General features: G+C 50.1%; 20 protein-coding genes and 3 other annotated features (1 of these 23 running past the window's edge). Of the genes, 3 read left to right on the top strand and 17 right to left on the bottom strand.

Features of this window, described 5'->3' with window-relative positions:
- Nucleotides 1-13: 13 nt before the first annotated feature.
- The 6 genes from G598_RS0108305 to smc form a co-directional block, all read right to left on the bottom strand.
- Nucleotides 14-385, bottom strand: a complete 372-nt coding sequence (locus G598_RS0108305; RefSeq protein ID WP_473243926.1) for a VOC family protein — start codon at nt 383-385, stop codon at nt 14-16.
- Between the two features lie 17 nt (nt 386-402).
- Nucleotides 403-1,401, bottom strand: coding sequence for a Gfo/Idh/MocA family protein (locus G598_RS0108300; RefSeq protein WP_026766576.1), 999 nt, complete (start codon nt 1,399-1,401; stop codon nt 403-405).
- Between the two features lie 194 nt (nt 1,402-1,595).
- The gene (locus G598_RS0108295; RefSeq protein ID WP_026766575.1) at nt 1,596-2,438 is read right to left on the bottom strand and encodes a metal ABC transporter permease; all 843 of its coding nucleotides are present in this window, start codon (nt 2,436-2,438) and stop codon (nt 1,596-1,598) included.
- The gene (locus G598_RS0108290; protein ID WP_026766574.1) at nt 2,438-3,238 is read right to left on the bottom strand and encodes a metal ABC transporter ATP-binding protein; all 801 of its coding nucleotides are present in this window, start codon (nt 3,236-3,238) and stop codon (nt 2,438-2,440) included. The genes G598_RS0108295 and G598_RS0108290 overlap by 1 nt, the downstream gene beginning before the upstream one ends.
- 27 nt (nt 3,239-3,265) lie before the next feature.
- A complete protein-coding gene (gene ftsY / locus G598_RS0108285) occupies nt 3,266-4,183 on the bottom strand; it encodes a signal recognition particle-docking protein FtsY (protein WP_026766573.1) in 918 nt (305 codons plus the stop codon).
- 6 nt (nt 4,184-4,189) lie between these two features.
- Entirely contained in the window at nt 4,190-7,738 is a 3,549-nt protein-coding gene (gene smc, locus G598_RS0108280) for a chromosome segregation protein SMC (RefSeq protein WP_026766572.1), read from the bottom strand.
- 125 nt (nt 7,739-7,863) lie between these two features.
- On the opposite strand from smc, the gene G598_RS0108275 reads away from it, so the two are divergent.
- The gene (locus G598_RS0108275; protein WP_026766571.1) at nt 7,864-8,484 is read left to right on the top strand and encodes a flavin reductase; all 621 of its coding nucleotides are present in this window, start codon (nt 7,864-7,866) and stop codon (nt 8,482-8,484) included.
- A 463-nt stretch (nt 8,485-8,947) separates the two neighbouring features.
- Here G598_RS0108275 and thrS read toward each other — a convergent pair whose 3' ends face one another.
- The 7 genes from thrS to G598_RS0108235 all read right to left on the bottom strand — a co-directional run bounded on the left by thrS (nt 8,948) and on the right by G598_RS0108235 (nt 16,313).
- Entirely contained in the window at nt 8,948-10,867 is a 1,920-nt protein-coding gene (gene thrS / locus G598_RS0108265; protein ID WP_026766570.1) for a threonine--tRNA ligase, read from the bottom strand.
- A gap of 37 nt (nt 10,868-10,904) precedes the next feature.
- Nucleotides 10,905-11,132: a binding site (T-box leader), on the bottom strand.
- Between the two features lie 49 nt (nt 11,133-11,181).
- Nucleotides 11,182-12,078, bottom strand: a complete 897-nt coding sequence (locus G598_RS0108260) for a prephenate dehydrogenase (RefSeq protein ID WP_026766569.1) — start codon at nt 12,076-12,078, stop codon at nt 11,182-11,184.
- Nucleotide 12,079: 1 nt separating this feature from the next.
- Nucleotides 12,080-13,093, bottom strand: coding sequence for a 3-deoxy-7-phosphoheptulonate synthase (gene aroF / locus G598_RS0108255; RefSeq protein WP_026766568.1), 1,014 nt, complete (start codon nt 13,091-13,093; stop codon nt 12,080-12,082).
- A gap of 60 nt (nt 13,094-13,153) precedes the next feature.
- Nucleotides 13,154-13,397: a binding site (T-box leader), on the bottom strand.
- Nucleotides 13,398-13,490: 93 nt separating this feature from the next.
- A complete protein-coding gene (locus G598_RS0108250) occupies nt 13,491-13,943 on the bottom strand; it encodes an N-acetyltransferase (protein ID WP_026766567.1) in 453 nt (150 codons plus the stop codon).
- A gap of 21 nt (nt 13,944-13,964) precedes the next feature.
- On the bottom strand, nt 13,965-14,603 hold the full coding sequence (gene nth / locus G598_RS0108245) for an endonuclease III (protein WP_026766566.1): 639 nt from the start codon (nt 14,601-14,603) through the stop codon (nt 13,965-13,967).
- A gap of 48 nt (nt 14,604-14,651) precedes the next feature.
- On the bottom strand, nt 14,652-16,013 hold the full coding sequence (locus G598_RS0108240) for a PFL family protein (RefSeq protein ID WP_026766565.1): 1,362 nt from the start codon (nt 16,011-16,013) through the stop codon (nt 14,652-14,654).
- Between the two features lie 30 nt (nt 16,014-16,043).
- On the bottom strand, nt 16,044-16,313 hold the full coding sequence (locus G598_RS0108235; protein WP_014424149.1) for an ACT domain-containing protein: 270 nt from the start codon (nt 16,311-16,313) through the stop codon (nt 16,044-16,046).
- Between the two features lie 429 nt (nt 16,314-16,742).
- Between G598_RS0108235 and G598_RS0108230 the strand changes: the two genes are divergently transcribed.
- Together G598_RS0108230 and G598_RS0108225 are read left to right on the top strand one after the other, a co-directional pair.
- Nucleotides 16,743-18,131: a pyruvate carboxylase subunit B gene (locus G598_RS0108230; RefSeq protein ID WP_026766564.1), complete on the top strand. Its 1,389-nt coding sequence runs from the start codon at nt 16,743-16,745 to the stop codon at nt 18,129-18,131.
- A 153-nt stretch (nt 18,132-18,284) separates the two neighbouring features.
- Nucleotides 18,285-19,520, top strand: a complete 1,236-nt coding sequence (locus tag G598_RS0108225) for an LL-diaminopimelate aminotransferase (protein WP_026766563.1) — start codon at nt 18,285-18,287, stop codon at nt 19,518-19,520.
- Between the two features lie 62 nt (nt 19,521-19,582).
- Here the strand turns inward: G598_RS0108225 and G598_RS0108220 are convergent, their stop codons facing one another.
- The 4 genes from G598_RS0108220 to pheS all read right to left on the bottom strand — a co-directional run bounded on the left by G598_RS0108220 (nt 19,583) and on the right by pheS (nt 25,152).
- Entirely contained in the window at nt 19,583-21,301 is a 1,719-nt protein-coding gene (locus G598_RS0108220) for a methyl-accepting chemotaxis protein (protein ID WP_026766562.1), read from the bottom strand.
- Between the two features lie 106 nt (nt 21,302-21,407).
- Nucleotides 21,408-21,671, bottom strand: a complete 264-nt coding sequence (locus G598_RS0108215) for a cell division protein ZapA (RefSeq protein WP_026766561.1) — start codon at nt 21,669-21,671, stop codon at nt 21,408-21,410.
- Nucleotides 21,672-21,680: 9 nt separating this feature from the next.
- Nucleotides 21,681-24,110, bottom strand: coding sequence for a phenylalanine--tRNA ligase subunit beta (gene pheT / locus G598_RS0108210; protein WP_026766560.1), 2,430 nt, complete (start codon nt 24,108-24,110; stop codon nt 21,681-21,683).
- A gap of 16 nt (nt 24,111-24,126) precedes the next feature.
- Nucleotides 24,127-25,152, bottom strand: coding sequence for a phenylalanine--tRNA ligase subunit alpha (gene pheS / locus G598_RS0108205; protein ID WP_026766559.1), 1,026 nt, complete (start codon nt 25,150-25,152; stop codon nt 24,127-24,129).
- 63 nt (nt 25,153-25,215) lie between these two features.
- Nucleotides 25,216-25,235: a binding site (T-box leader), on the bottom strand; it runs 173 nt beyond the window's last position.

Below are 25,235 nucleotides of genomic sequence, written 5' to 3'. Positions count from 1 at the left end.
CAAACTTTATAAATCAAACTTCAACCACTGGCGGCAGGATTTCTACCCAATAGCCATCCGGGTCAACGATGAAATAAATCCCCATAGCCTCATTTTCAAAGCAGATACAACCCATTTCCTTATGCTTGGCATGAGCTGCCGCAAAATCGTCTGTCCGCAACGCTAAATGAAATTCGTTATCTCCCAGGTTATACGGCTCTTTACGGTCTTTCAGCCATGTCAGTTCCAATACATGCTGACTCCCCGCTTCATCCCCCATAAATACGATGGTAAAGTCCTCGCCATTTATGCGGCGTACTTCCTTGAGTCCGAGCGCCTTCTGATAAAAGTTCATGCTTTTTTCCAAATCCAGCACATTAATATTATTATGGTCAAATTTAAACATAATTTTTCCTCCATTTCTTACTGCTTATCGCAGCCAAATACAATTCCTGCGGCTTTACGCGCTTTTTCAGCGGTTTTCATCACCGCCACGGACACGTTAAGTCCTTTTTCCATGCCGGTATAATCACCTTCCTGATACATTTTGGCAAACGCCTGAAGTTCATGTACCATACGATGGCTATAGCGGTTTAATTCATAGCGGGTTGTCGTTTTGGAACCATGCAGGGATACTTCAAAGGCTTTTAGTTCATTTGGAGCACCTACGGTGCGCAGCCAGCCCTTCTCGCCCTGCACAGTGGCAAAACAGGGACTTTCCGAATCCTTTGCGCCCAAAGCTGTAGCGGTAAATCCCGGATATTGGAGCATGAGTATTCCGGAGGTATCAATGCCGTTAAAACCGATATTCGGCATATAAACCGCATCTTCCGGTTCACCAAATAAGCCAATAATCAGATTGAGGTTATAAATATTGATGTCATACAAGGCTCCGCCGGAAAGTTCCGGGTCAAAGGCCGGCTGAACCACACCGGCCAAATACTTGTCATAGCGACTGGAATACTGAGAATAATTTGCCTGTACGGCCTTTATTTTTCCCAGTTTTGGCAAAGCTTCCCGGATTGCCTGGAAATTCGGCGTATGCAAAAGGGTTACTGCCTCAAACATATACAGATGGTGTGCAAGAGCCAAATCACGCAGTTCTTCCACCTCAGCCACTGTAGAGGCAAACGGTTTCTCCATGATGATATGCTTACCAGCCATAAGGGCTTTTTTGGCATATTCATAGTGGACACTGTTGGTCAGTCCCACATAGACAAAATCCACATCTGCGTTAGACAGCAGTTCATCATAGTCCGTATAAACCTGAGGAATAGCATATTTTACGGCCAGTTCCTCCGCTTTTTCCTTGCTGCGCGGGCGGGCAAATAGCGCCGTTACTTCAATCTCCGGCACACTCTGCAAGGCAGGCAGAGCGCCCTCATGAACAATAAAGCCGGTTCCCAAAATTGCCAGTTTCATAAAATATGCCTCCTCAAACAAAATTTTTAATAAAAAAGGATTTTTACGCATACAACGCGAATAATATACCTAGGTTACCAATCAACGTGCGTTTATGCGCTGGTCTCCCCCTTTATGCAGTTAGACCAGTGCAGACGCAAGCGTTCCCCTTCTGCAAGCGATGTGGCTCTGCCACATCGCCTTTTTTATGCCGTTTACCGGACAAAACGCGATTTTAAAAGCAAAGTCACAAAGAAAATAATCGCCGACAAGACCACAATGGTTGCTCCCGCAGCCATATTGAAGTAATAAGCCAGCAAAAGTCCGGCTATGCCCGCTGTCAGGGCAATAGCTACGGATAACAGCTGATAGCTCTTGACATTGTTGGTTACATTGCGGGCGGCAGCGGCAGGCAGCACCAGCAGGGCGTTGATAATCAGAATCCCCACCCACTGAATGCTGATGGAAACCACCACCGCCAGCATGGCGGCAAACATGCTCTCCACCCAAAACGTACTGATGCCACGGCTGCGGGCAAAAGCCGAATTGATGGAAAGCACGAGCAGCCGGTTAAAGAGCACCGCCCAGCCAACTAATACCAGCAGTACCACAAAGACAAGTGCCTGCAAATCCTCCACTGTAATACTGAGCACATCACCAATCAGGAAAGAGGAAAACTTGTTAAAGCCGCCGCCCCGGCTCATGATCATCAAGCCCAGGGCAATGGCCGTTGACGAAAACACACCGATAATGGTATCGGTCGAAGCCGTACTCTTGTTCTTGATATAGGTGATAAACACCGCAAAGGCAATTGAAAAGACAATCAACGACAATAACGGCGATACCGCCCCCAGCAGCACGCCTATGGCAATACCGGTAAACGCCCCATGTCCCAAAGAATCCGAGAAAAAGGCCATGCGGTTGGAAACCACCATCGTACTGAGCAGGCCGAAAAGCGGCGTAATGCAGAGGATAGCCAAAAAGGCGTGTTTCATAAACGTGTAATGCGCCCAATCAAAGGGCAGCAGGATATCGAGCAGGATGTAAAGTTCATTCATCAGGCATTACCTCCCTGCGTTTCTTCCTGGCTTTCCCCCGTCAGCAGGCCGAATATCTGCCTTGTCCGCTTATCGGCAAAGACTTCTTCCGGGGTGCCGCTGGTTACTACCGCCTTATTCAGCAGGACCACCTGATCTGCATGGCGGGCAACCATGTTCAAATCATGGGAAATCAGCAGAATGGACATATCCTCCTGCTCCCGCAAATCCGCCAAAATCTCATAAAAGAGCTCCAGCCCATTTTGGTCAACGCCTGATACCGGTTCATCCAAAAGCAGTAAATCCGGCAAAGGTTCTAACGCAAGCGCCAATAACACACGCTGCAATTCACCGCCCGATAAAGCCCCCAGGCGCCGGTCAATCAAGTGTTCGGCATGAACCCTGGCAAGATTCTTCAGAATGCGGGGCCGCATTTTCCGGCCGGAAGTCAACCATACCGGCTTTTCGGTCAGACAGGCCAAAAAGATATCCATCACGCTGATGGGCGCGCTGACATCAAAGCGAAGGTACTGCGGAACATAGCCGATAATCGGCTGTCCCTTGCGCCGCCCGTCAGCCGCCGTATACTGCAGGCTGCCCGTGTGCGCAACCTCACCCAAAATGGCTTTTAAGAGCGTGCTCTTGCCCGCCCCATTGGGGCCAATCAGCGCCGTCAGCTGTCCGCAATGCAAATGCAGGTTCACATCTTCAAAAATGGTCAGATTGCCAATTTTGACACGAAAATCTTCGATTTTTGTACAACACAATTTGGCACAATCACTACAGGATGATGCCCTATGGTGCATAATATTCTTAAACAATATTCCCGCTCCATATCCAAACGATTCTTATTCCTTGGCAAAAAGTGCCTTGGCAAAGTCTTCCGCCACAAAGGGACGCAAATCCTCAATGCCCTCGCCTACGCCAATCCATTTGACCGGCATGGAAAGCTGGCTCTTGATGCCAATGACCACGCCGCCTTTGGCCGTGCCGTCCAATTTTGTCAGCACCACGCCGGAAATCGGTGCTGCCTTGGTGAAGAGTTCCGCCTGACTGATGGCATTCTGTCCCGTGGTGGCATCGAGCACCAGCAGGGTTTCATGGGGCGCACCGGGGATTTCGCGGCCAATGACACGGTTGATTTTCTCCAGTTCCTGCATAAGGTTGGACTTGTTCTGCAGGCGGCCGGCGGTATCGATAAGCAGAATATCAATTTTGCGGGCCACGGCCGCTTTTACAGCATCATAAGCTACGGCCGCGGGGTCAGAACCCTCCTCGTGCTTGATAAACTGTGCGCCGCTGCGCTGCGCCCAGACTTCGAGCTGGTCAATTGCTGCCGCGCGGAAGGTATCCGCCGCCGCCAGCATAACCGTCTTGCCCTGTGCCTTGTAATAGGCAGCCAGCTTGCCAATGGTCGTGGTCTTGCCTGCGCCATTTACGCCGATAACCAGATGCACCGTCGGGCCATTTTCCGCCGTGCGGGTGGTATCCTCACCGGCATTCAGGATTTCGGCGATTTCCTTTTCCAAAAAGGGCTTCAAATCTTCCGGACTGTTGATTTCCTTTTTCTTAATGCCCTTGCGCACAGCCGTCATGAGCTTTTCCGTGGTCTGCACGCCCACATCGGCCATAATCAGCGTTTCCTCGAGTTCATCGAGGAACTCATCATCAATATCGGCATAACCGATAACCAACTTTTCAATCTTATTGGTCAGATTTTCGCGGGTCTTGTTCAGACCCTTTTTCAATTTGTCAAAAAATCCCATGTTCTACTACTCCTCAATTTCGTCTAGTTTTACAGATAATATCTTCGATACACCAGCGTCTTCAATCGTGACGCCGTATAAAGTATCCACAGCCTCCATCGTGCCTTTGCGATGGGTAACCACAATAAACTGGGTGTTATCAGCAAATTCCTTCAGGAAGGAACCAAAGCGCACCACATTGGCCTCATCCAGCGGCGCATCAATTTCATCCAGTACCGAGAACGGCGACGGACGATAGCGCAGGAAGGAAAAAAGCAGGGCGATAACCGTAAGCGCCCTCTCACCGCCGGACAACGCCGAGAGGTTCTGCCGTTTCTTCTGCGGCAGAGTCACGAGGATATCCACACCGGAGTTAAGCACATCCTCTTCGTCCAGTAGTTTCAATTCCGCCTTGCCGCCGCCAAAGAGGCGAATAAAGATATCGGCAAAATACACCTGAATCTGCGCAAAAGCCTCCTTGAACTGCTTGGTCATGGCCTCGTCCATATCCGCTAAGATGCGCTCCAAATCCTCCTTGGCCGTGGTCAAATCGCCTGCCTGCTTAGCCATAAAATCGTGGCGTTTGGAAAGTTCCTCGTATTCTTCCAGCGCGTTTGGGTTTACCGGCCCCAGTTCTTTTAACTTGCGCTCCAGACTCTGCATCTGACTGCGGATTTCAGCTGGTTCGCCTTCCATGGCCTCTTCAGCCGCCCGCTCCGGTGTCAGCCCGTAATCGGCCAGAATCTCCTCCTGCAGCTGTTCCAAATGCATCTGCAGCTTGTTATCCGTCAATTCATGTTTTTGAATCGTTTCCTGCAGGCGGTTGCGCTTTTGGGCGGCCTCATGGGCTTTCTTATCCGCCACCTGGCTGGCCTCCAACTTGTCCATGCGCTCTTTATAAATATCACCATGCTTGACCTGACCTTCGTCATAGACATCCTGCCAGGCCCGCTGCTGGCCCTCCAGCACCTTCAGCCGGTCCACGCTGTCGGCCAGGCTGCTGTCCAAATCCCGTTCTTCCCGTTCATTGTCCCGCAGGGCGTTTTCACTATTGGCTTTAGCCTGCTGACGAAGTTCCAAAAACTGCCGGTTGCCCATAGCCTCCTGTTCCAAGGTTGCCCGCTTGACTTCCCGTTCATGGATAAACTGCGCCAAGGCATCAGCATCCTGCTCGATATCGGCCATAGCACTGTGAATGCGTTCTTCTTCCTGTGCCAGTTCCTTGTACTTTGCCTCCGCAGCAGTTGCGGCCCGTTTGGCAAAGATTTTTTTCTCCTGCAGCTTGGCAAAGGATTTCTCCATCGCCGCCATCGCCTGTTCCAAATCGGCAATCAAACGGTTTTGCTCGGTCAGGTTCTCCGCCAAACGCTCCAAATTGGTACTTAGCTCTGCTCGGCGAATATGGGCCGCCTGTAAAGTGTGCTGCAATTCCTGCTGCTTGGCCTCAGCCTCTGCTACAGCCTTTTCCCTGTCCTGTCGGCTGCTGGTCAGCTCCTGTTGTTTGGCGGTAAGCTTACCCAGTTTCGCCTTCAATTCATCAATTTCGCCGCTGCGGTTCAAAAAGCTTGCCTCCGCATGCTGACGGCTGCCACCGGATAATGAGCCGCCCGGATTTAAGAGTTCACCAGACAAGGTGACAATCCGCAGGCGCTGTTCATGATTTTTGGCAATCTGTAATGCATTGTCGAGGGTATCGACAACCAGCGTTCTCGACAGGAGAAAATCCACAGCCTTTTGGTACTGGTTGTCAACCTTGACCAAGCCATTAGCCCAGCCGATAACACCATCGGCGCGGCCCTCCTTAATGCTCTGCGGCTGGCGAACCACCAAAGTAGACAAGGGCAAGAACGTAACACGTCCCTGCCGCTCCCGCTTCAAGTAAGCAATAGCGGCTTTAGCCGTATCCGTATCCTTAGTGACCACATTCTGCAGATTGCCACCCAAGGCCACTTCAATCGCCGTAATGTAATCCTTCGGTACATCAATGAGTTCCGCCACGGCACCAGCCACGCCGCTGCGCCAGCCTTCCTGCACCTTGAGCACCGCCTTGACCGCCTTGCCGAAGCCCTCATAAGCCTGCTGCATCTTCTGCAGGAATTGCAGTTTGCTCTCCCCACTCTTTAACTGTTGGATACAGTCGTTTAACTGGCGGACTGCCTGCTGCTGTGCACTTACCGCAGCCGTTTTTTCCTCAGCCGCCGCCTGGCTTTGCGCCTGCAGCTGTTGAATCTTGTCTTTCTCTTGCTGTAACCGAGCTGCAAGTTTATCCTGCAAATCCTCTAATTCAGCCAATTTATCCTTGGCCTGTTCAAGCTCTCTTTCGCGGTCTTCCTGACCATCCGTACCGTTTTGCAAATCCCGCTCCGCCAGAGCATATTCCTGCTGTTTGGCATTCCAGATGGTTTGCTGTTCCTCGCGTTGCTTTTGCAAAGCACGAGCCTTGTCTTCTTCTTCGTGAATCCGCTTGGCTAGTTTCTTTTCCTTTGCCCGCTCCGTCTGCAGCAGTTCGTCCAATAACGCTAAATCCTGCTTATGGTGACTGGCCTGTTCTGTAAGGCGGGCAATGTCGGCCACAGCCTTAGCAATCTCATGGTTGAGTTCCTGCCGCCGGTCCAAAATCTTTTGGCGGGCACCATCGCTCTGGTCCTGGCGCTCGTGCAGTTTCGCCAGTTCCTGCGCCGCGCCTTCCATCTTTTGCCGCAGGTTCTCATTTTTTTCCGCCTGCTCCTGCAAGGCCCGCTCCAAATCAATGATTTCCTTATTGAGCCGCTCTTTCTCTGCTGCCACCGCCTGCACCAGCGTATCGGCCCCCACGGCCTCATCGCGCAAAGCAGCCAGCTTTTCATCGTTTTCCTGCTTCTTGGCTGCTTCCTGCGCATAATCATTAGCCAGTTTGCTGAGCTTACAGCGCCGGAATTCTTCCTGCAGGCCATTGTAAATCCGCGTCTTTTCCGCATGACGGGCCAACGGTTCGAGCTGATTTTCAATCTCGTGGATAATATCCTGTACACGCACGAGGTTGTTTTCCGTATCCGTAAGCTTTCTAACCGATTCGCGCTTGCGGTTGCGGTACTTCGTAATCCCCGCCGTTTCCTCAAAGAAGGCCCTGCGGTCTTCAGGACGGCTGTTTAAGATATCGTCAATGCGATTCTGACCGATAATGCTCATGCCGTCATGGCCGATACCCGTATCCGCAAAGAGATTATAGATATCCTTCAAGCGGCAACGGGAACGGTTGATGTAAAACTCACTTTCCCCACTGCGATAAAGGCGGCGGGTCACGACCACTTCACGGAAGTCCACCGGCAGGGTGCCATCATTGGCAAAGAACAGGGAAACCTCGGCCACGCCCAAAGCCTTGCGGGACGCCGAACCGGTGAAAATAATGTCCTCCGCCTTGGTACCGCGCAGGTTGCGGACATTCTGCTCCCCGAGCACCCAGCGGATAGCATCAGTGATGTTGCTCTTGCCGCTGCCGTTTGGCCCCACAATGGCAGTTATTCCCTGGTCAAAATCTATGGTTATCTTATCTGCAAAGGACTTAAATCCATAAGCCTCCAAGCGTTTTAACTGCAAAATTTTACACCTCATTCACGATTCACACATATCATATATCATAACATATTTACGCCCTTTGCGAAACCGTGTATAATAGATGGCAGATATATCTGAATTTTCATCTATGCAGAGGAGGATAGCGTATGAATCCCAACACCTTGTTCAACATTTCCTATGGACTTTACGTCCTCACCGCCAATCTGGATGGCAAGGACAACGGCTGCATCATCAATACCGTAACGCAAGTGGCCATTGACCCCAATCAAATCTCCATTGCCGTCAACAAAAAGAATCATACCCGCGACATGATTGCCGCCAGCAAAAAATTCACCGCCTCCATCATCAGCCAGGATGCAACTTTTGAGCTGTTCAAGCGCTTTGGCTTCCAGTCGGGACGCGATGTAGATAAATTTGCCGGCTTCACCGCCACACAACGGGCAGCCAGCGGGGCACTGATTATCAACGAAGGAACCAATGGCTATATCTCCGGCTATGTCACACAGGAAATCGATCTGGGTACGCACAGTCTCTTTATCGCCAGCGTCACCGATATGGACATTCTAAGCAGTACTCCCTCTGCAACCTATACTTACTATCACCAGAACATCAAACCAAAACCACAGGCGCCAGCCCCCAGCAAAACCGGAAAAACCATTTGGCGCTGCAAGATTTGCGGCTACGAATACGAAGGCGATGAACTCCCCGCCGATTTCATCTGCCCCCTCTGTAAACATCCGGCATCGGATTTTGAAAAAGTGAATTAATCTGTTATGACAAAAAACCTTCTGTTGTGAGCAGAAGGCAAACATGATATACTGTTACTGGTGCTACCTAAACGGTCGGCGGTTGCCCTTCTCCGAAGGGACTGTGCCCCTTCGATGACATAGAAATCCCACAGGGAAATATGTACTGAGGGGGAATGCTTATGGCATTAGAGTTTGCCATGGCCTTATTGGCCTTTGGCATCGCCTGCTTTAGCCTCGGCTATACGCTTGGCAAAGACTTGAATAAACAGAAATAACCGCCCAGCCTGAGAAACTTAGCGGTTATTCTATAACTACTTATCTTGGGGCAACCGTCAACCGGCAGCACCTTTTTATGTTTCTATACTATCATATTTATCTGAAAAAATCAATATATGAGAGAAGACGGCGCATAGTATTGCGCCGTCTTCTCTCATAGGGTTTAACTTTATATACGCTATAGAAACATCCGGTGTTAGCAAAATTAGAATTCTTCACTCTTGCTGGCGATTTTTTCCTGAACATATTTAATGAAATCGTCAACCTTCATCACTTCGCTGTCCTTCACGCCACGTTTGCGGACAGCTGCCGTACCGTCAGCCATTTCCTGGTCGCCGACAACCAGCGTGTACGGCGTCTTCTTTACCTGGCTTTCACGGATTTTGTAGCCCGTCTTTTCGTTGCGGTCATCCACTTCAACACGCAGGCCGAGGTCAAACATTTTCTTCTTGAGCTCATAAGCATAATCGGCATGTTTGTCCGTAATCGGCAGGATGCGTACTTGTACCGGAGCCAGCCACGTTGGGAATGCACCGGCATAATTTTCAATCAGGATACCGATAAAGCGTTCAATGGAGCCGTAAACCACGCGATGCAGCATAACCGGACGATGCTTTTCGCCATCTTCGCCTACATAAGTCAGGTCGAATTTTTCCGGCATCAGCATATCGAGCTGAATCGTACCGCACTGCCACGTACGGCCGATGGAATCACGCAGATGGAAGTCAATCTTCGGGCCGTAGAACGCGCCGTCACCTTCGTTGATGACATACTTGAGGCCGCGGTGTTCCAAAGCATTGCGCAGGGCATTCGTAGCATTTTCCCAAATTTCGTCAGAACCCATGGAATCCTCCGGACGCGTGGAGAGTTCTGCCGTGTACTTCAGACCAAACGTGCTGTACACTTCATCGAAGAGGTCAATCGTGTGCTGGATTTCGTCCTCAATCTGTGCCGGCGTGATGAAGAGATGCGCATCGTCCTGCGTGAAGTTGCGGACACGGAACAGACCGTGGAGCGCACCGGAGAGCTCATGACGGTGTACAAGGCCAAGCTCGCCCATACGCAGCGGCAGGTCACGATAGCTGTGCTGATGGGATTTATACACCAGCATACCACCCGGGCAGTTCATGGGTTTTACGGCATAATCTTCATCGTCAATCTTCGTGAAGTACATGTTTTCTTTGTAATGATCCCAATGACCGGAAGTCTCCCAAAGCTTGCGGTTCATAATCATCGGCGTCTTGATTTCCTGATAGCCATAACGGCGATGTACTTCACGCCAGTAGTTGATGAGTTCATTGCGGACAACCATGCCGTTCGGATGGAAGAACGGGAAGCCCGGACCTTCTTCGTGCAGGCTGAACAGGTCAAGTTCCTTGCCCAGTTTGCGGTGGTCGCGCTTCGCTGCTTCTTCGAGCATGTGCAGGTATTCATCAAGGTCAGCCTGTTTTTCAAAAGCCGTGCCATAGATGCGCTGCAACATCTTGTTCTTCTCGCTGCCACGCCAGTAAGCACCAGCTACACTCTGCAGCTTGAGCGCCTTAACCTTGCCCGTGGATAATACATGGGGGCCGGCGCAGAGATCGGTGAATTCGCCCTGCGTATAGAGCGTAATCAGCGCATCTTCCGGCAGGTCGTTGATAAGTTCCACCTTGTAGCTTTCGCCCATTTCCTCAAACATCTTGAGGGCATCGGCACGGCTGACCTCTTTGCGTTCGAGCTTGAGGTTTTCCTTGACGATTTTCTTCATTTCCTTTTCGATATCCTTGAGGTCAGCTTCGCTGAGCTGGCGGTCCATATCGATATCGTAGTAGAAACCATTGTCAATAGCCGGGCCAATAGCCAGTTTTACATTTTCTTCCTTGTAGAGACGTTTTACAGCCTGTGCCAGAATATGGGATGCCGTGTGACGCAGTGCCCAACGGCCGTCTGCTTCTTCAAACGTCAGAAATTCTACAGCGCAGTCCTTATCGAGAACCGTCGTGAGGTCTTTCGTTTCGCCATCAATCTTCGCAGCCAAAACTTTCTTAGCCAGGCTGTTGCTGACCTGTTTTACAAAATCCAAAACGCTGACGCCCGCTTCTACTTCGCGAACAGAACCGTCTTTCAACGTAATCTTTAACATACAATTCCCTCCTAAAATCAAAAAAGCTCCGTCCCTAAATAGGGACGAAGCTATAGCATCGTGGTTCCACCCTGATTGCCGCCAAAATCAGCGGCCACTCAAGCTCTCGTAACGTAAGAGTACCCGTCCAGCAATACTAGCCAAAAGCGTTCCTGCCGGCAGCTCCAAAGTGGTAATCGCAACAACTAGCCCGAAACCATTTCACCAAACAGATTCCTCTCTAAGAGCCGTTCCCTTGCCATCGTGTCTTTGTCTTTGCCTTTAACTGATAGGCCTATTATAGGCTTCTCCCTGCCCGCTGTCAAGAAGAAAAATCAATTTGTATCAAATTTATGTGCAGCATCTTCGAGCAAAGCATCGCGGCGCTGCTTACTGGCAGCAAAGTAATCGTGAATGGTCTGTCTGTCCTGATTTTCGCAGGCGGTAATCACCGTGCCGATAATCTCCTGCAAGGTTTTGAGATTTGCCGCAATGGCCTTGCCATTGGTCATACAGATATCCGCCCACATATCCGCATTGGATGATGCGATACGGGTGGTATCCTTAAAGCCACCGCCAATAAGCTTGATGCAGGATTCCATATCCCCGCCGGACTGGTTGAGGAGTGTTACGAGCGCTGCCGCCGCCACATGGGGCACATGGCTGATAACGGAAGCACAGCGGTCATGCTTGGCAATATCGAGCGTCGTAAAATTTGCACCGGTATGCTGCAACACGCTCATGAGTTTATCATGCGCTTCCTGCGGTGCACCTGTATCCTCTACAATCACATAAGCCTTGCCAACAAACAAGTCTTTTTTCGCCGCCGTCACACCGCTCTTTTCCCGTCCCGTCATGGGATGGCCGGCGATATAGTAGATATCCGGCGGCAGAATCTTTTGCAGATGCTCCCAGATATACTGCTTGGTACTGCCCGCATCGGTGATAATGGCGCCCTTTTTAAGATAGGGCAAAATCTTTTCCACCATGGGCACAATCTGCAAAACCGGCGGACTTAAAAAGACGATATCGGCGTTACCTACCACTTTGGCAATATCGTTCGTGGCCAAATCCACCGCCCCTAGCTCCATGGCTTTATCCATGGAGGCTTGCGTACGGCATAGACCGGTGATGTAGATATCGTCGCCCAGTTTATCTTTGAGGCAAAGCCCCAGAGAACCGCCGATAAGACCTACACCGATTATGGCCAGCGTTAATTTCTCCTGTTTCATATTACACCGTGCGCTCCATGACTTCCGCAATCCTGCCCAGTTCATCCATCAGCAGGTTAAAATTCTTCGGCGTCAAACTCTGGTCACCATCGGAAAGTGCCACTTCCGGATGCGGATGCACTTCGATGATAAGGCCATCACAGCCGGCAGCCACGGCCGCTCTGGCCATGGGCTTCACCATCTGCCAGCGGCCCGTGCCATGGCTCGGGTCAACGATGATGGGCAGGTGGGAAAGTTCCTTGACCGCTGCTACCGCACTAAGGTCAAGCGTGTTGCGGGTAAAAGTTTCATAAGTACGGATACCGCGCTCGCAGAGAATGACCTGCTCATTGCCGCCCGCCATAATGTACTCGGCAGCATTGAGCCATTCGCTGATGGTAGCGGACAGGCCGCGCTTGAGCATAACCGGCTTATTGGCCTTGCCCAAAGCCTTCAAGAGCTGGAAGTTCTGCATGTTGCGGGCGCCGACCTGATAGAGGTCGGCATATTTACCCACCAGTTCCAAATCGTCCTTGTCCACGATTTCCGTAACAACTTTGAGGCCTTCTTCGTCTGCTACTTGACGCAGCATCTTGAGGCCGTCTTCAGCAAGTCCCTGAAAATCATAGGGGCTGGTGCGGGGCTTGAAGGCACCGCCGCGCAGGAACTGCGCACCGCCTGCCTTTACTGCCTTAGCAGCTTCCCGAAGCTGTTCAATGCTTTCCACCGAACATGGCCCTGCCATAACCACAATCTGCTTGCCGCCGACTTTCACGCCGTCCACATCCACAATGGTATCTTCCGGGTGAAAATTACGGCTGACCAATTTATATTTTTCCGTGATGCGGACAGTCTTTTCCACGCCCTCCATCATATTCATTTCCAAATTTGCGATTTTCTTCTGATCGCCGATTACACCTACGATTGTTACTTCCTCGCCTTCCGATATATGGGTTCTAAGTCCAGCGGATTCCACTTTTTTGATGACTTTTTCTAAATTTTCTTTTGTCGCACTGGGGCTCATTACGATAATCATGTTCATTCCTCCATAATAACATAATCAAGTCAAAGTTCAAATAGAAAAAGCCCGCCCCCTCACAGGGACGAGCTGTTATACCCGTGGTACCACCCTGCTTGCTGATGCAAGCCTCTCTATTCGGATACATACATATCCTAGCCTATGATAACGGTGGCATTCCGGCGCGGCCTACTAATCTGTACATCAGCTGTTCAACCGGCTGCTCAGGAGTGTATTTCAAAGGTTCCATCTGCGACGTTACACCAGCCCGCCGCTCTCTGTAAAACTTCTGCCTCTTACTTCTCTCCGTCTTTGCATTTATTCTCGTTGTTTGATACTATATCAGTTTATCCGCATAATGTCAACTACCAAATGTAAAAATGTACAGTTTTTCCACCACAGAAAAACTTTTATTTCAAACTTTTACCATAGCGATTTCATCACAGTTGGGGAACTTAGGGCAGTCAATGCATTCCTTCCACACCTTATGCGGCAGTTCTTCTTTATTGATGACCACAAAGCCTAAGGACTTGAAAAACTCCGGCTGATAGGTCAGCGTGAAATATTTTTCAATTCCCAACTGTTCACCATCTTCCAGCAGACGTTTGACGATTTCGGCACCAATGCCACGGCGGCGCTTGTCCGGTGATACCGCCATAGTCCGCACTTCGGCCAGTTTGTCCCAAATCACATGCAGACCGCCGACACCGGCCAATGTTCCATCATCATCAATGGCTACCACCATATCCCGCAAGGTTTCATACAAGGTATTACGCGAACGCGCCAGCATTACACCCTGCTCTGCGTAATCAGCCACCAACTCATATATTGCTTCCACATCAGCAAAAGTTGCTTTTCGATAAATCATGCTCTCATCTCACTTCTATGCTCATGCCAGCGGTTCACAACTTGGACATACTTCTGCCAGAGGACACGCATTGCATAACGGCTTGCGCGCCTTGCAGACATTCCGCCCATGCCAAATAAGCCAATGATGGGCCGCTGACCATTTATCTTTTGGGATTGCCTTCATAAGTCCCTGTTCCACAGCCAGTGGCGTATCACCTACAGCCAGTTTTAGACGATTGCTTACACGAAACACATGCGTATCCACCGCAATCGCCGGGACATCAAAGCCCACACTCATGACCACATTGGCGGTCTTGCGCCCCACACCGGGAAGTTCCTGCAGTTTTTCAAAATCTGCGGGAACTTCACCGCCATACGCCTCGCAGAGGATCTGACAGGTTGCCATAATGTTCTTAGCCTTGTTGCGAAACAATCCGCAGTCACGAATTTCCTCTTCTAAAGACGCCAGCCCCAGAGAGAGGATTTCCTCTGGGGTGGCCGCTTTCTGAAACAACCGGGCCGTAGTCACATTCACGCGCTTATCGGTACATTGGGCCGACAGGATTACCGCAATCAAGAGTTCAAAGGGGTTGCGAAATATCAAGGCTGGCTTTGTATCTTTATAGACTTCCCCTAAAATGCGTATCTGTTCTTCCTTAATCTTCTTCGTAACACGCATAATATTCTCCTAAATATAAACCTTCCCCAAAGGGGAAGGCATAATCTATTAGTTTGTCAAACTCCGAATTGGAGCCGGAATCCGGCCGCCGCGGGCAATGAATGCCGCAGAGCTGTACTGATTGCGCACAGGCACAATGGGACAGTACCCCAGAAGGCCACCGAATTCCACCATGTCGCCCACCTTCTTGCCCGGAACCGGAATAACACGGACAGCCGTGGTCTTGTTGTTAATCATACCGATGGCTGCTTCGTCCGCAATAATGCCAGAAATCGTAGCCGCGCTCGTATCGCCCTCAATGGCAATCATATCAAGACCAACGGAGCAGACACAGGTCATGGCTTCGAGTTTTTCCAAGGACAGGCTGCCGGTCTTAATGGCATTAATCATGCCTTCGTCCTCACTTACCGGAATGAACGCACCGGACAGGCCGCCAACATGGGAAGAAGCCATCAGTCCGCCCTTTTTCACGGCATCGTTGAGGAGCGCCAGTGCCGCTGTCGTACCTGGAGCACCGCAGCTCTCAATCCCCATTTCTTCAATGATACGCGCCACGCTGTCACCCACTGCCGGCGTCGGTGCCAGAGACAGGTCTATGATACCAAAGGGCACCCCCAGACGCTTGGACGCTTCACGAGCAACCAACTGGCCTACGCGGGTAATCTTAAACGCCGTCTTTTTGATGGTTTCGGCAACTTCGGTAAAATCTGCGCCTTTCTTGGCTTCTAGCGCATGCTTTACCACGCCTGGGCCGCTGACACCGACGCTGACCACCTTATCCGCTTCGCTGACACCATGGAATGCGCCCGCCATAAAGGGATTATCTCCAGGAGCATTGCAGAATACAACCAACTTGGCACAGCCCAAAGCATCATTATCACGGGTAAGTTCCGCCGTACGCTTGATGACCTCGCCCATTTCGCGAACACAATCCATATTGATACCGGTTTTCGTCGAACCAAGATTTACGGATGAACAAACCACATCCGTCGTTGCTAATGCCTGCGGAATGGAGTTAATCAAAATGCGATCACCATTGGTAAAACCTTTTTCGACCAATGCCGAAAAACCACCAATAAAATTCACACCGATTTCCTTGGCAGCTCGATCCATAGCCTCAGCCACCGGCACATAGGTATCCGTCTTGCAGGCATCAGCGGCAATGGCAATCGGCGTTACCGATACACGCTTATGAATGATGGGAATACCGTACTCCGCTTCGATATCCTCACCAGTCTTCACGAGAAATTCTGCGGATTTCGTAATTTTGTCGTATACATTACGGCAGAACTGTTCCATATTGGGGTGAGCACAATCCCGCAGGGAAATCCCCATGGTAATGGTACGCACATCCAATTTGTTCTCCGTAATCATCTCATTTGTTTCAATGATATCGTCTATGCTAATCAAGAATATATCCTCCTAGAAGTCAACGTCACATCAGATATTATGCATTACATTGAAGATATCGGCATGCTGTGCCTTGATATCCACATTGATTTCCTGACCGCTTTCCTTGAGTTTCTTCTGCAAATCCACCAGCTTAATCTTGCTGCTGCTGATTTCCGCAATCAGAATCATGTTGAAATAGCCGTCAAGGATATTCTGATTGATAGACAAAATGTTGACATTGTTCTCGGCCAAAATCTGGCTAACCATGGCGATAATGCCTACACGGTCTTTGCCTACGACTGTTACTACAAGTTTCATTTACACATTTCTCCTTACAATTCCAAATTTACCTGCACATTGTGTAAACATAGAACAATGTGTCAACACAAAGTAGCTTATTAACCACACAATCATTATACCAATGTATGCATAAAAAACCAATAGTTCATAAAAAAAACTTTCTGCCTGTTTGTGATAATTTACACCATACCTAAATTGTATACATTTTACAATAATCTCTATCTATCATTCCAATTAGTTATAGATTGAGAAAAAAATCACATTTTACATTGACAAAGCCATAATTAGCACCTATACTATGCTTGTGATGTTAATGATTTTATAGCTCCAAAAACCTAGTATTTACGCCATGTATGGCGGCTTTATTCTATTGTTTTTTCAGCTTATCACGAATTAATACGCATAACTTATAATTATGCGTTAATAATTTAGAGGAGAGTGTTAGTTATGGCAAAGAAACCTGTCAAAATCATGGAAACCGTACTGCGTGACGGCCATCAGTCTCTGTGTGCTACTCGTATGCGCATCGAGGATATGCTCCCACAGCTCAAAGCTTTGGATTCCGTAGGCTACAAGGCTTTGGAAGCATGGGGCGGAGCTACCTTCGATACTTGCCTGCGTTTCTTGGGTGAGGACCCTTGGGAACGTTTGGATACCTTAAAGGCTAACCTCAATACACCGATTCAGATGTTGCTCCGTGGTCAGAATCTGCTTGGCTATAACCACTACTCCAATGACGTCGTTGAAAAATTTGTCCGTCATGCATCTGCTCATGGCGTTGGTGTATTCCGTATCTTCGATGCCCTCAACGATGTGCGCAACCTGAAAGTGGCTATTGAAGCTGCATTGGCTTGCCCGGAAAAACCGGAAGTACAGGGCTGTCTCGTATATACCATCAGCCCGGTGCATACCAACGAAAAGTTCGTTGAGCTGGCTAAGGAACTTCAGGACATGGGCTGCAACTCCGTCTGCATCAAGGATATGTCCGGCCTCTTGAAGCCCTATGTTGCTGAAGATTTGGTTAAGAAACTGAAAGCTGCTTTGGATATTCCTGTCGAACTGCATACGCACTGCACCTCCGGTTTTGGTCATGCTACCTATCTCAAAGCCGTTGAAGCTGGTGTCGATATCATTGATACGGCTTTGGCACCCTTCTCCTCGGATACGTCTCAGCCCTGCACGGAAACCATGGTTCGTGCGCTTGAAGGCACGCCATACGACACGGGCATTGACGTACAGAAACTCACGCCGATTTCCAAGCACTTCCTCGAAGTCAAGAAACGCGTAATCAACGAATTCAACCTCAAAGGTTATTTCGATATCAACCCCAACGTACTGGACTTCCAGATTCCGGGCGGTATGCTCTCTAATCTGGCCAACCAGCTCAAAGAAGCCGGCATGGAAGACAAATATCAGGAACTGCTGGACGAAATGCCGCGCGTGCGCAAAGATCTTGGCTATCCTCCTCTCGTTACCCCGTCTTCCCAGATTGTGGGCACCATGGCTACCTTCAATGTCATGAGCGGCGAACGCTATAAGATGGTACCGAAAGAATTCAAGGATTTGGCTCGTGGTAAGTTCGGCCGTACGCCGGTTGCTATCGACAGAGACTTCCTTACCAAGACACTGGGCATTGCTCCGGAAGACATCATCGAAGATTGCTCTGTAGAAGATGCAAAGGCCAAGACGTTTGCTGAATTCGAAGCAGAACTCAAGGAAAAAGGCTTCCTCAATCCTTCTGAAGAAGATGTTCTCTCCTATGCTCTGTTCCCGCAGGTTGCTGAAGAATTCTTCCAGAAACACTATCAGAAAGTTACGGCTTACAAACGTTCCTAAACTGAACACCCACCTGTATATCACTAAGTCAAAGATGACTGCGCTTCGCTGTGCGCAGTCATCTTTTTCTTGCATTTACCTATTGATTTGTTATAGAAACATGATATAATATACCCAAAAGTTATATTGAGAACAATTCTATTGGAGGTTTATATGGCTACAATCAACGACAATTATCTGAAACTCCCCGGCAGTTATCTCTTTGCGGAAATCGCCCGCCGGGTAGCAGCCTTTAAGGAAGCTAATCCCGAAGCAGACATCATCCGTCTGGGCATTGGTGATGTTACCCAGCCCCTGCCCCCTGCCTGCATCGAAGCTATGCATAAGGCTGTCGATGAACTGGCAAATGCCGATACCTTCCGCGGCTATGGTCCGGAACAGGGTTACAGTTTCCTCACGGATGCCATTATCGAACACAACTACAAAGCCCGGGGTATTGAAATTGCAAGCGATGAAATCTTCATCAGCGATGGCTCCAAGAGCGACTGCGGCAATATTCAGGAAATCTTTGGTACGGATAATCATGTAGCCATTACCGACCCGGTATATCCGGTATATTTAGACACCAATGTTATGGCAGGGCGTACCGGCACATTAAATGAAGATGGTCACTTTGCCGGCGTTACCTATCTGCCCTGTGATGCCAGCAACGATTTTGCTCCGGCACTGCCTAAAGAGCGTGTAGATATGATTTACCTCTGCTGCCCCAACAACCCCACGGGCACTACCCTTTCCCGCGCAGAACTGAAGAAATGGGTGGATTATGCCCGTGAAAATGAATCGGTAATTCTGTTTGACGCGGCTTATGCTGCCTATATCACCGAAGACGATGTTCCCCGCTCCATCTATGAAATCGAAGGAGCAAAAGACGTTGCTATTGAATTCCGTTCCTTCTCCAAAACCGCCGGCTTTACAGGTACCCGTTGTGGTTATACCATTATCCCCAAGACCGTCAAAGGCCGCGCTGCCGATGGCAGCCTTGTCGAATTCAACAAGCTTTGGAACCGCCGCCACACCACCAAATTCAACGGCACTGCATACATCGTTCAGCGAGGTGCTGCGGCCATCTACACGGAAGAAGGCCAGAAACAGGTCAAGGAAACCATTGGCTACTACATGGAAAATGCCCGCATCATCCGCGAAGGTCTGCAGGCTGCCGGCATAAAGGCTTATGGCGGTGTCAACGCGCCTTATATCTGGCTCAAAACGCCGGACAACATGCCCTCCTGGGATTTCTTCGATAAGCTCCTGACTGAAGTCCATATCGTGGGCACGCCAGGCGCCGGTTTCGGCCCCTGTGGTGAAGGTTATTTCCGTCTTACCGCCTTTGGCAACCGCGAAAATACCGTCCGCGCTGTGGAACGCATCAAGAATCAATTGCATATCTGATTTAAGCACACGAAAAAGTGGGAGCCTCAAAAGGTTCCCACTTTTTTAGCATAAATTCAACTTTAGAACTTAAACTTCTGCAGGGAGTTCTGCAGATTCTGCGCCAGATTAGCCAGGGACGAGCTGGCATCGGCAATTTCCGAAGCAGATGCCGACTGTTCTTCAGAAGCAGCAGATACGCTTTCCATTTCCGAAGCTACCATACCGCCTTTTTGCAAAATCTCCCCAGATTTTTCCTTGATATTCTGGGTATCCTGCTCAACAACATGCAGTTCTCTAGTCATTTCTTCAGCCTGTTTAGCTACGCCCAAAGCGGCATCATAAATGCTCTTAAAGGTATCGCGAAGCTGTTCAACGGATGCCGTACCTTCTTTAACAGCAGCACTGCCCTTTTGCATGGAGGAAACGGCTGCTGCGGTTTCCGACTGAATCCCGCTGATAAGACCGGTAATCTGCTTGGCAGCTTCCTGCGATGCTTCAGCCAGTTTACGCACTTCATCGGCAACAACCGCAAAACCGCGGCCATGTTCACCGGCACGAGCAGCCTCGATAGCCGCGTTAAGTGCCAGAAGGTTAGTCTGCTCCGCAATGGAAGATATCGTCTCGACAATCTGACCGATTTCCTGTGAACTCTGTCCCAGCTTATCTACGGTTTCCGCAGAGCTGTTGACAATCTGCGCTACACTGTTAATCTGGTTGACGGCCTGTTTAACTGCCTCATTGCCTTCTACAGCTGCCTTATTGCTGGTGTTCGCATGCTCGGAAACCCGATTGGCTGTCCTGCTTAGGCGTTCAATGGCCTGTACTGCGTTTTCAATGGACTCCATCGCATCATTAACATCCACCTGCTGTTCAGCTACCGCACCAGCAGCATTGGTAACGGACTGCGCAACCTGCTCCGATGCCTGTGCCGACTGATGGGAGCTGGCCGTAAGTTCTTCCGAGGATGCTGCGAGTTGTTCGGCAGTCGTGCTGGAACTGCGCATGAGCTTGTTCAGCGTCATGCGAACCTCAGCCAATTTGTCTGCCATTTCACCGAACTCATCACCGCGCACAATGGTACGGGCATGGTCGCTAAAGTCACCGCCGCGCAGACGTTCCAACGAACGCATCATCGCCTGAACAGGATTAACGACTTCGCGGGTAATCCACATCGCTACGGCAACCATAATAATCAACCCTACAAGGATCTGAATAATCATATTGCGAATAGCCGTTTCCGTATCTTCATCGTTTTGCTTATTGAGTTCTTCGGCATGGCTGTTTTCCAGTTCCGTCATCTTATTGATATGCGGCCGCATCTGATCCAGCAATTTGGCACCTTCGCGGTTATAAAGCGCCATACCTTCTTCCTGCTTGCCTGCCTGACAAAGTTTTACGACCTCGGTCATGTTTTTCTGCAAAGCTGCCCAAATGGATTTATACGCTTCTAATTCCTGCTTAACTGCATCTGTTTTCCCGGGAACAGCTTCATACTGCTTAATCCCATCTTCAACGAATTTCAGACCTTCCTGGAATTTCTTGTCTAAATTCTGCATGCGCTGTGGGTCATCCTTTACCGTAGTCATGATAATCATCATGCCCTGGGCATAGCGTGTGCCATAGCGCATATCGCTAAGATAGCCGATGGATTTCACCGAGCTGGAATTATCATCCATGTCTATCTGAGCTTTTTTTGCTGTCGAATATCCCTGATAGCCAATAATCAGCATACCGATTACAGCAAACGCTGCTAATATCAGCATTTTATAGGCCACCCGCAAATTTTTAATAAACCCCATATTTTACCCACTCCTTAAAAAAAAATATAACCCGTAAAGTAATGCCTTTTATCTTTACTTTACGGATTATATTCGTGAGCAAGAGAAAAATTCCTGCTATATTTTGTTATTTTTCATCAAGAAGTTCAATCAGCTCATCATAATCTTTCTTGAGCTGATAATATTCCTCTGCAATCTGCAGGGCGGTTAATACAGCAATTTTACGGTCATCAAAACTGCGCACAGCCCGGGACATCGCTTTCATTTTCTTATCCACAGCAGCTGCCAGTTTTTTCATCTCCTGCGGATTATCGGTTTTCAGCGGATAACTGTTGCCGTAAATCTCCACAACCACCCGTTCAGACGGCCGGTTAGTTTTTTCTTCTGCCATGCTATCACCTTATGCCCGCAGCTCAGCACCAAATTGTTTTTCCACAGCCTTGAGAATATTATTGAAGGCCGTATCTGCTTCCTCATCGGTCAGCGTCTTATCCTTGGACTGGAACTGGAGGTTAAACGCCAAGCTCTTCTTGCCCTCAGCTACATGTTCACCAGTGTACACATCAAAGAGCGTTACAGACTTGAAGTGTTTGCCGCCGTTCTTCGTGATGACCTGCTCAATCTTGCCAGCTTCGGCGTCCGTGTCCACCACAATCGCCAAGTCGCGGGAAGTTGCCGGGAACTTGGGCAGGCTGTCAAAATGGAAGTTCTTGGCCGTGTACTTCATGAGTACTTCCACATCCATCTCAAAGAGATATACCTTCTGCTTGATGCCGAAGTTTTCTGCGGCCTGCGGATGCAGTTCGCCCAGGGTGGCAATGACTTCGCGGCCCTTCTTAAAGAGTGCGGTCTTACCCGGATGCAGGGCGAAGTGTTCACCGGCTTCTACGGTGTACTTGGAAATGGAGAGGCTGCTGAGCAGTTCTTCGACCAGGCCCTTCATATCGTAGAAGTCAATCATGTCATTTGTCTGGTTCCAGCCCACGGTATTGCGGCGGCCCGTCATCAGACCAACGAGTTTTACGACTTCTTCGGGCTGTTCCGTTACGGGCAGCTGTTTTGGGAAGAATACAGGCGCTACATCAAAGAGACGCAGATCCATATTCTTGCGGGAGAAGTTGCGCACAGCGTTTTCCATGATGGAGGTCAACAGGCTCGTGCGCACGAGCGGATAATCATCCGTCAGCGGGTTCATAATGGGCACAGCCTTGCGCAGTTCGCTGTCAGCCGGCACCAGCATCTTGTCCAGCAAGTCGGTATTCGTGAAGCTGAAGGACAGTTCCTCCGTCATGCCCAGACCAACGAGGATTTCCTTAATCTTGTCGATGAAATCCTGACGCGGGCTCTGCTTACCCTGCATCACAGCACCCCAGGGCAGGGTCGGAGCAATATTGTCAAAGCCGTAGATGCGGGAGATTTCCTCGGAGAGGTCTTCCATGCAGGTGCAGTCATTGCGCCATGTGGGAACCTTGGCCACAAAGCCTTCGCCTTCCGTCTGTACGGCAAAACCCAGGCTCGTGAGGATTTCCATCATCTTGCTGGCACTGAGCTGCGTACCCAGACGGGCGTTAATCTGTTCAGCTGTATAATGGATTTCCGTCTGCTCTTTCTGCTTTGGATATACATCCACCATGCCCTGCGTTACCGTGCAGGCACCCATTTCCTGCAGAAGCTGGCAGGCACGGTCAAGAGCGCGGGGAATAGCCGTCACATCCACGCCGCGTTCAAAACGCCCCGAAGCCTCGGAGTGCAAACCGCAGGCACGGGAAGTACGGCGGATGCTGGCCCCGTTGAAGGAAGCTGCTTCGAGCACGATGGTCGTAGTCTTCTCCGTTACTTCTGATTCGAGACCGCCCATTACACCGGCAAGGCCTGCCGGCTTTTCGCTGTCGGCAATGACGAGTTCCGTGCCCTTGGCAATGCGGGAGCTATCGTCCAAAGTATGGAGGTTTTCACCTTCTTTAGCCAGGCGGGCCGTCAGGCTGTGTCCGGCAATTTCATCATAGTCATAGGCATGCATGGGCTGGCCCAGTTCCACCATGACAAAGTTGGTCACATCGACCACGTTGTTGATGGCACGGATGCCCGCGCCTTCGAGGCGCTGCTGCATCCATTCCGGAGAGGGGCCAACCTTGACATTCTTAATCACACGGGCGGCAAAACGGTCGCAGAGGTCACTTTCAATGCCAATTTTAATCATATCGGCAGCCTTGGCTTCATCATCTTCCTTAACGGAGATTTCCGGATAGTGCGGCTCATTGCCTGTGAGCACAGCGGCTTCACGCACAAGACCGACAACACTGAAGCAATCGGCACGGTTAGCCGTCAGTTCAAATTCGAGCACGACATCATCAAGGCCGAGTACATCCTTAGCGGGCACACCGACCGGCGTATCAGCAGGCAGAATGTAGATGCCGTTCTTTTCTTCTTCCGTCAGCTTGGTGAGGTCCATCTTGAGTTCTTCTGCGGAGCACAGCATACCATTGGACGGCAGGCCACGCAGCTTGCCCTTCTTGATATGGAGGCCGTTGGGCAGATGCGCACCGACCATAGCTACCGGCACAACCTGGCCTTCGGACACATTCTGCGCCCCCGTGATAATCTGAATGAGTTCCGGCTCGCCCACATTCATCTGGCAAATCTGCAGATGGTCGGAATCCGGATGAGCTTCGAGCTTTTCGATACGGCCCGTTACCACTTTATCGAGTCCTTCGTCCGCACGGATAACATTTTCCACGGGAACGCCGGACATCGTGTATTTGTCGGCCAGTTCTTCAGCCGTTTCGTTGAACTTTATATAATCGTTTAACCATTTAATGGAAACCTGCATGTTGTAACCTCCCTAATCAGAACTGCTGCAAGAAACGCACGTCATTGTCGTAGAACAGACGCAGGTCGTCAATGCCATAGGACAGCATGGCGATACGTTCCACGCCCAGACCGAAAGCAAAGCCGCTGACCACCTTCGGGTCGTAGCCACTCATTTCCAGCACATGGGGATGAACCATGCCGGCGCCCAGAATTTCGAGCCAGCCCGTGCCCTTGCAGACCTTACAGCCTTCGCCGTGGCACATCACGCAGGAGATATCCACTTCAGCAGAAGGTTCCGTGAAGGGGAAGAAGCTCGGACGGAAACGCACGCCTACATTTTCGTTGAAAATCTGATGCAGGAAGAGTTCGAGCGTCCCCTTGAGGTCAGCAAAGCTGATGCCCTTGTCGATAACCAGGCCTTCCACCTGCGTGAACATCGGCGAATGCGTCGCATCGTATTCATCACGGCGATAAACACGGCCCGGCGCAATCATGCGAATCGGCTTGTTCGGCTCGTTAGCCTGCATCGTGCGGGCCTGTACCGGCGAAGTCTGGGAACGCATGAGAATTTCGTCCGTGATGTAGAAGGAATCCTGCATGTCGCGGGCCGGATGGTCTTTCGGCAGGTTCAATGCTTCAAAGTTGAAGTAATCCCGCTCAATTTCCGGGCCTTCTTCCACGCTGAAGCCCATATGTACGAAAATATCCTTGATGCGCTGCATCGTCAGCGTCAGCGGATGCAGATGACCCTGCGGCACATTGCGGCCCGGCAGGGTAACGTCAATCTTTTCACTGGCCAGGCGTGCGGAAAGTTCTTTCGCTTTAAGCTCACCAGCCTGCACATTGATGGCTTCTTCCACTTCTGCTTTGGCTACATTGACAATCTTGCCGACTTTCGGACGTTCCTCAGCGGACAGGCTGCCCATACCACGCAGGATAGAGGTGAACTCACCCTTCTTGCCCAAATACTTCACACGGATATCATTAAGCGCCGTCATATCGCTTGCGGCTTTGACTTCAGCTACGGCAGCTGCCTTCAGCTCCGAAATCTTTTCTTCCATTTATTTACCTCCTGCCTTATGAAAAGCAAACTATAAAAGCCCTCGCCCCCGCACAACATGTGCACGAGGGGCGAAGGCTGAAT

Origin of the sequence: Selenomonas ruminantium subsp. ruminantium ATCC 12561, assembly GCF_000424065.1 — a bacterium.
GTDB classification, from domain to species: domain Bacteria; phylum Bacillota; class Negativicutes; order Selenomonadales; family Selenomonadaceae; genus Selenomonas_A; species Selenomonas_A ruminantium.
Note: the sequence above shows the minus strand (reverse complement) of the source record. Positions and strands in the feature narration are given on the sequence as shown.

Excerpts from the sequence above, each read along its gene's own strand:
- G598_RS0108305 (WP_473243926.1), bottom strand. The coding sequence starts at position 385 with ATGTTTAAATTTGACCATAATAATATTAATGTGCTGGATTTGGAAAAA.
- G598_RS0108300 (WP_026766576.1), bottom strand. The coding sequence starts at position 1,401 with ATGAAACTGGCAATTTTGGGAACCGGCTTTATTGTTCATGAGGGCGCT.
- G598_RS0108295 (WP_026766575.1), bottom strand. The coding sequence starts at position 2,438 with ATGAATGAACTTTACATCCTGCTCGATATCCTGCTGCCCTTTGATTGG.
- ftsY (WP_026766573.1), bottom strand. The coding sequence starts at position 4,183 with ATGGGATTTTTTGACAAATTGAAAAAGGGTCTGAACAAGACCCGCGAA.
- G598_RS0108275 (WP_026766571.1), top strand. The coding sequence starts at position 7,864 with ATGAATCCCAACACCTTGTTCAACATTTCCTATGGACTTTACGTCCTC.
- thrS (WP_026766570.1), bottom strand. The coding sequence starts at position 10,867 with ATGTTAAAGATTACGTTGAAAGACGGTTCTGTTCGCGAAGTAGAAGCG.
- G598_RS0108260 (WP_026766569.1), bottom strand. The coding sequence starts at position 12,078 with ATGAAACAGGAGAAATTAACGCTGGCCATAATCGGTGTAGGTCTTATC.
- aroF (WP_026766568.1), bottom strand. The coding sequence starts at position 13,093 with ATGATTATCGTAATGAGCCCCAGTGCGACAAAAGAAAATTTAGAAAAA.
- G598_RS0108250 (WP_026766567.1), bottom strand. The coding sequence starts at position 13,943 with ATGATTTATCGAAAAGCAACTTTTGCTGATGTGGAAGCAATATATGAG.
- nth (WP_026766566.1), bottom strand. The coding sequence starts at position 14,603 with ATGCGTGTTACGAAGAAGATTAAGGAAGAACAGATACGCATTTTAGGG.
- G598_RS0108235 (WP_014424149.1), bottom strand. The coding sequence starts at position 16,313 with ATGAAACTTGTAGTAACAGTCGTAGGCAAAGACCGTGTAGGCATTATC.
- G598_RS0108230 (WP_026766564.1), top strand. The coding sequence starts at position 16,743 with ATGGCAAAGAAACCTGTCAAAATCATGGAAACCGTACTGCGTGACGGC.
- G598_RS0108225 (WP_026766563.1), top strand. The coding sequence starts at position 18,285 with ATGGCTACAATCAACGACAATTATCTGAAACTCCCCGGCAGTTATCTC.
- G598_RS0108220 (WP_026766562.1), bottom strand. The coding sequence starts at position 21,301 with ATGGGGTTTATTAAAAATTTGCGGGTGGCCTATAAAATGCTGATATTA.
- G598_RS0108215 (WP_026766561.1), bottom strand. The coding sequence starts at position 21,671 with ATGGCAGAAGAAAAAACTAACCGGCCGTCTGAACGGGTGGTTGTGGAG.
- pheT (WP_026766560.1), bottom strand. The coding sequence starts at position 24,110 with ATGCAGGTTTCCATTAAATGGTTAAACGATTATATAAAGTTCAACGAA.
- pheS (WP_026766559.1), bottom strand. The coding sequence starts at position 25,152 with ATGGAAGAAAAGATTTCGGAGCTGAAGGCAGCTGCCGTAGCTGAAGTC.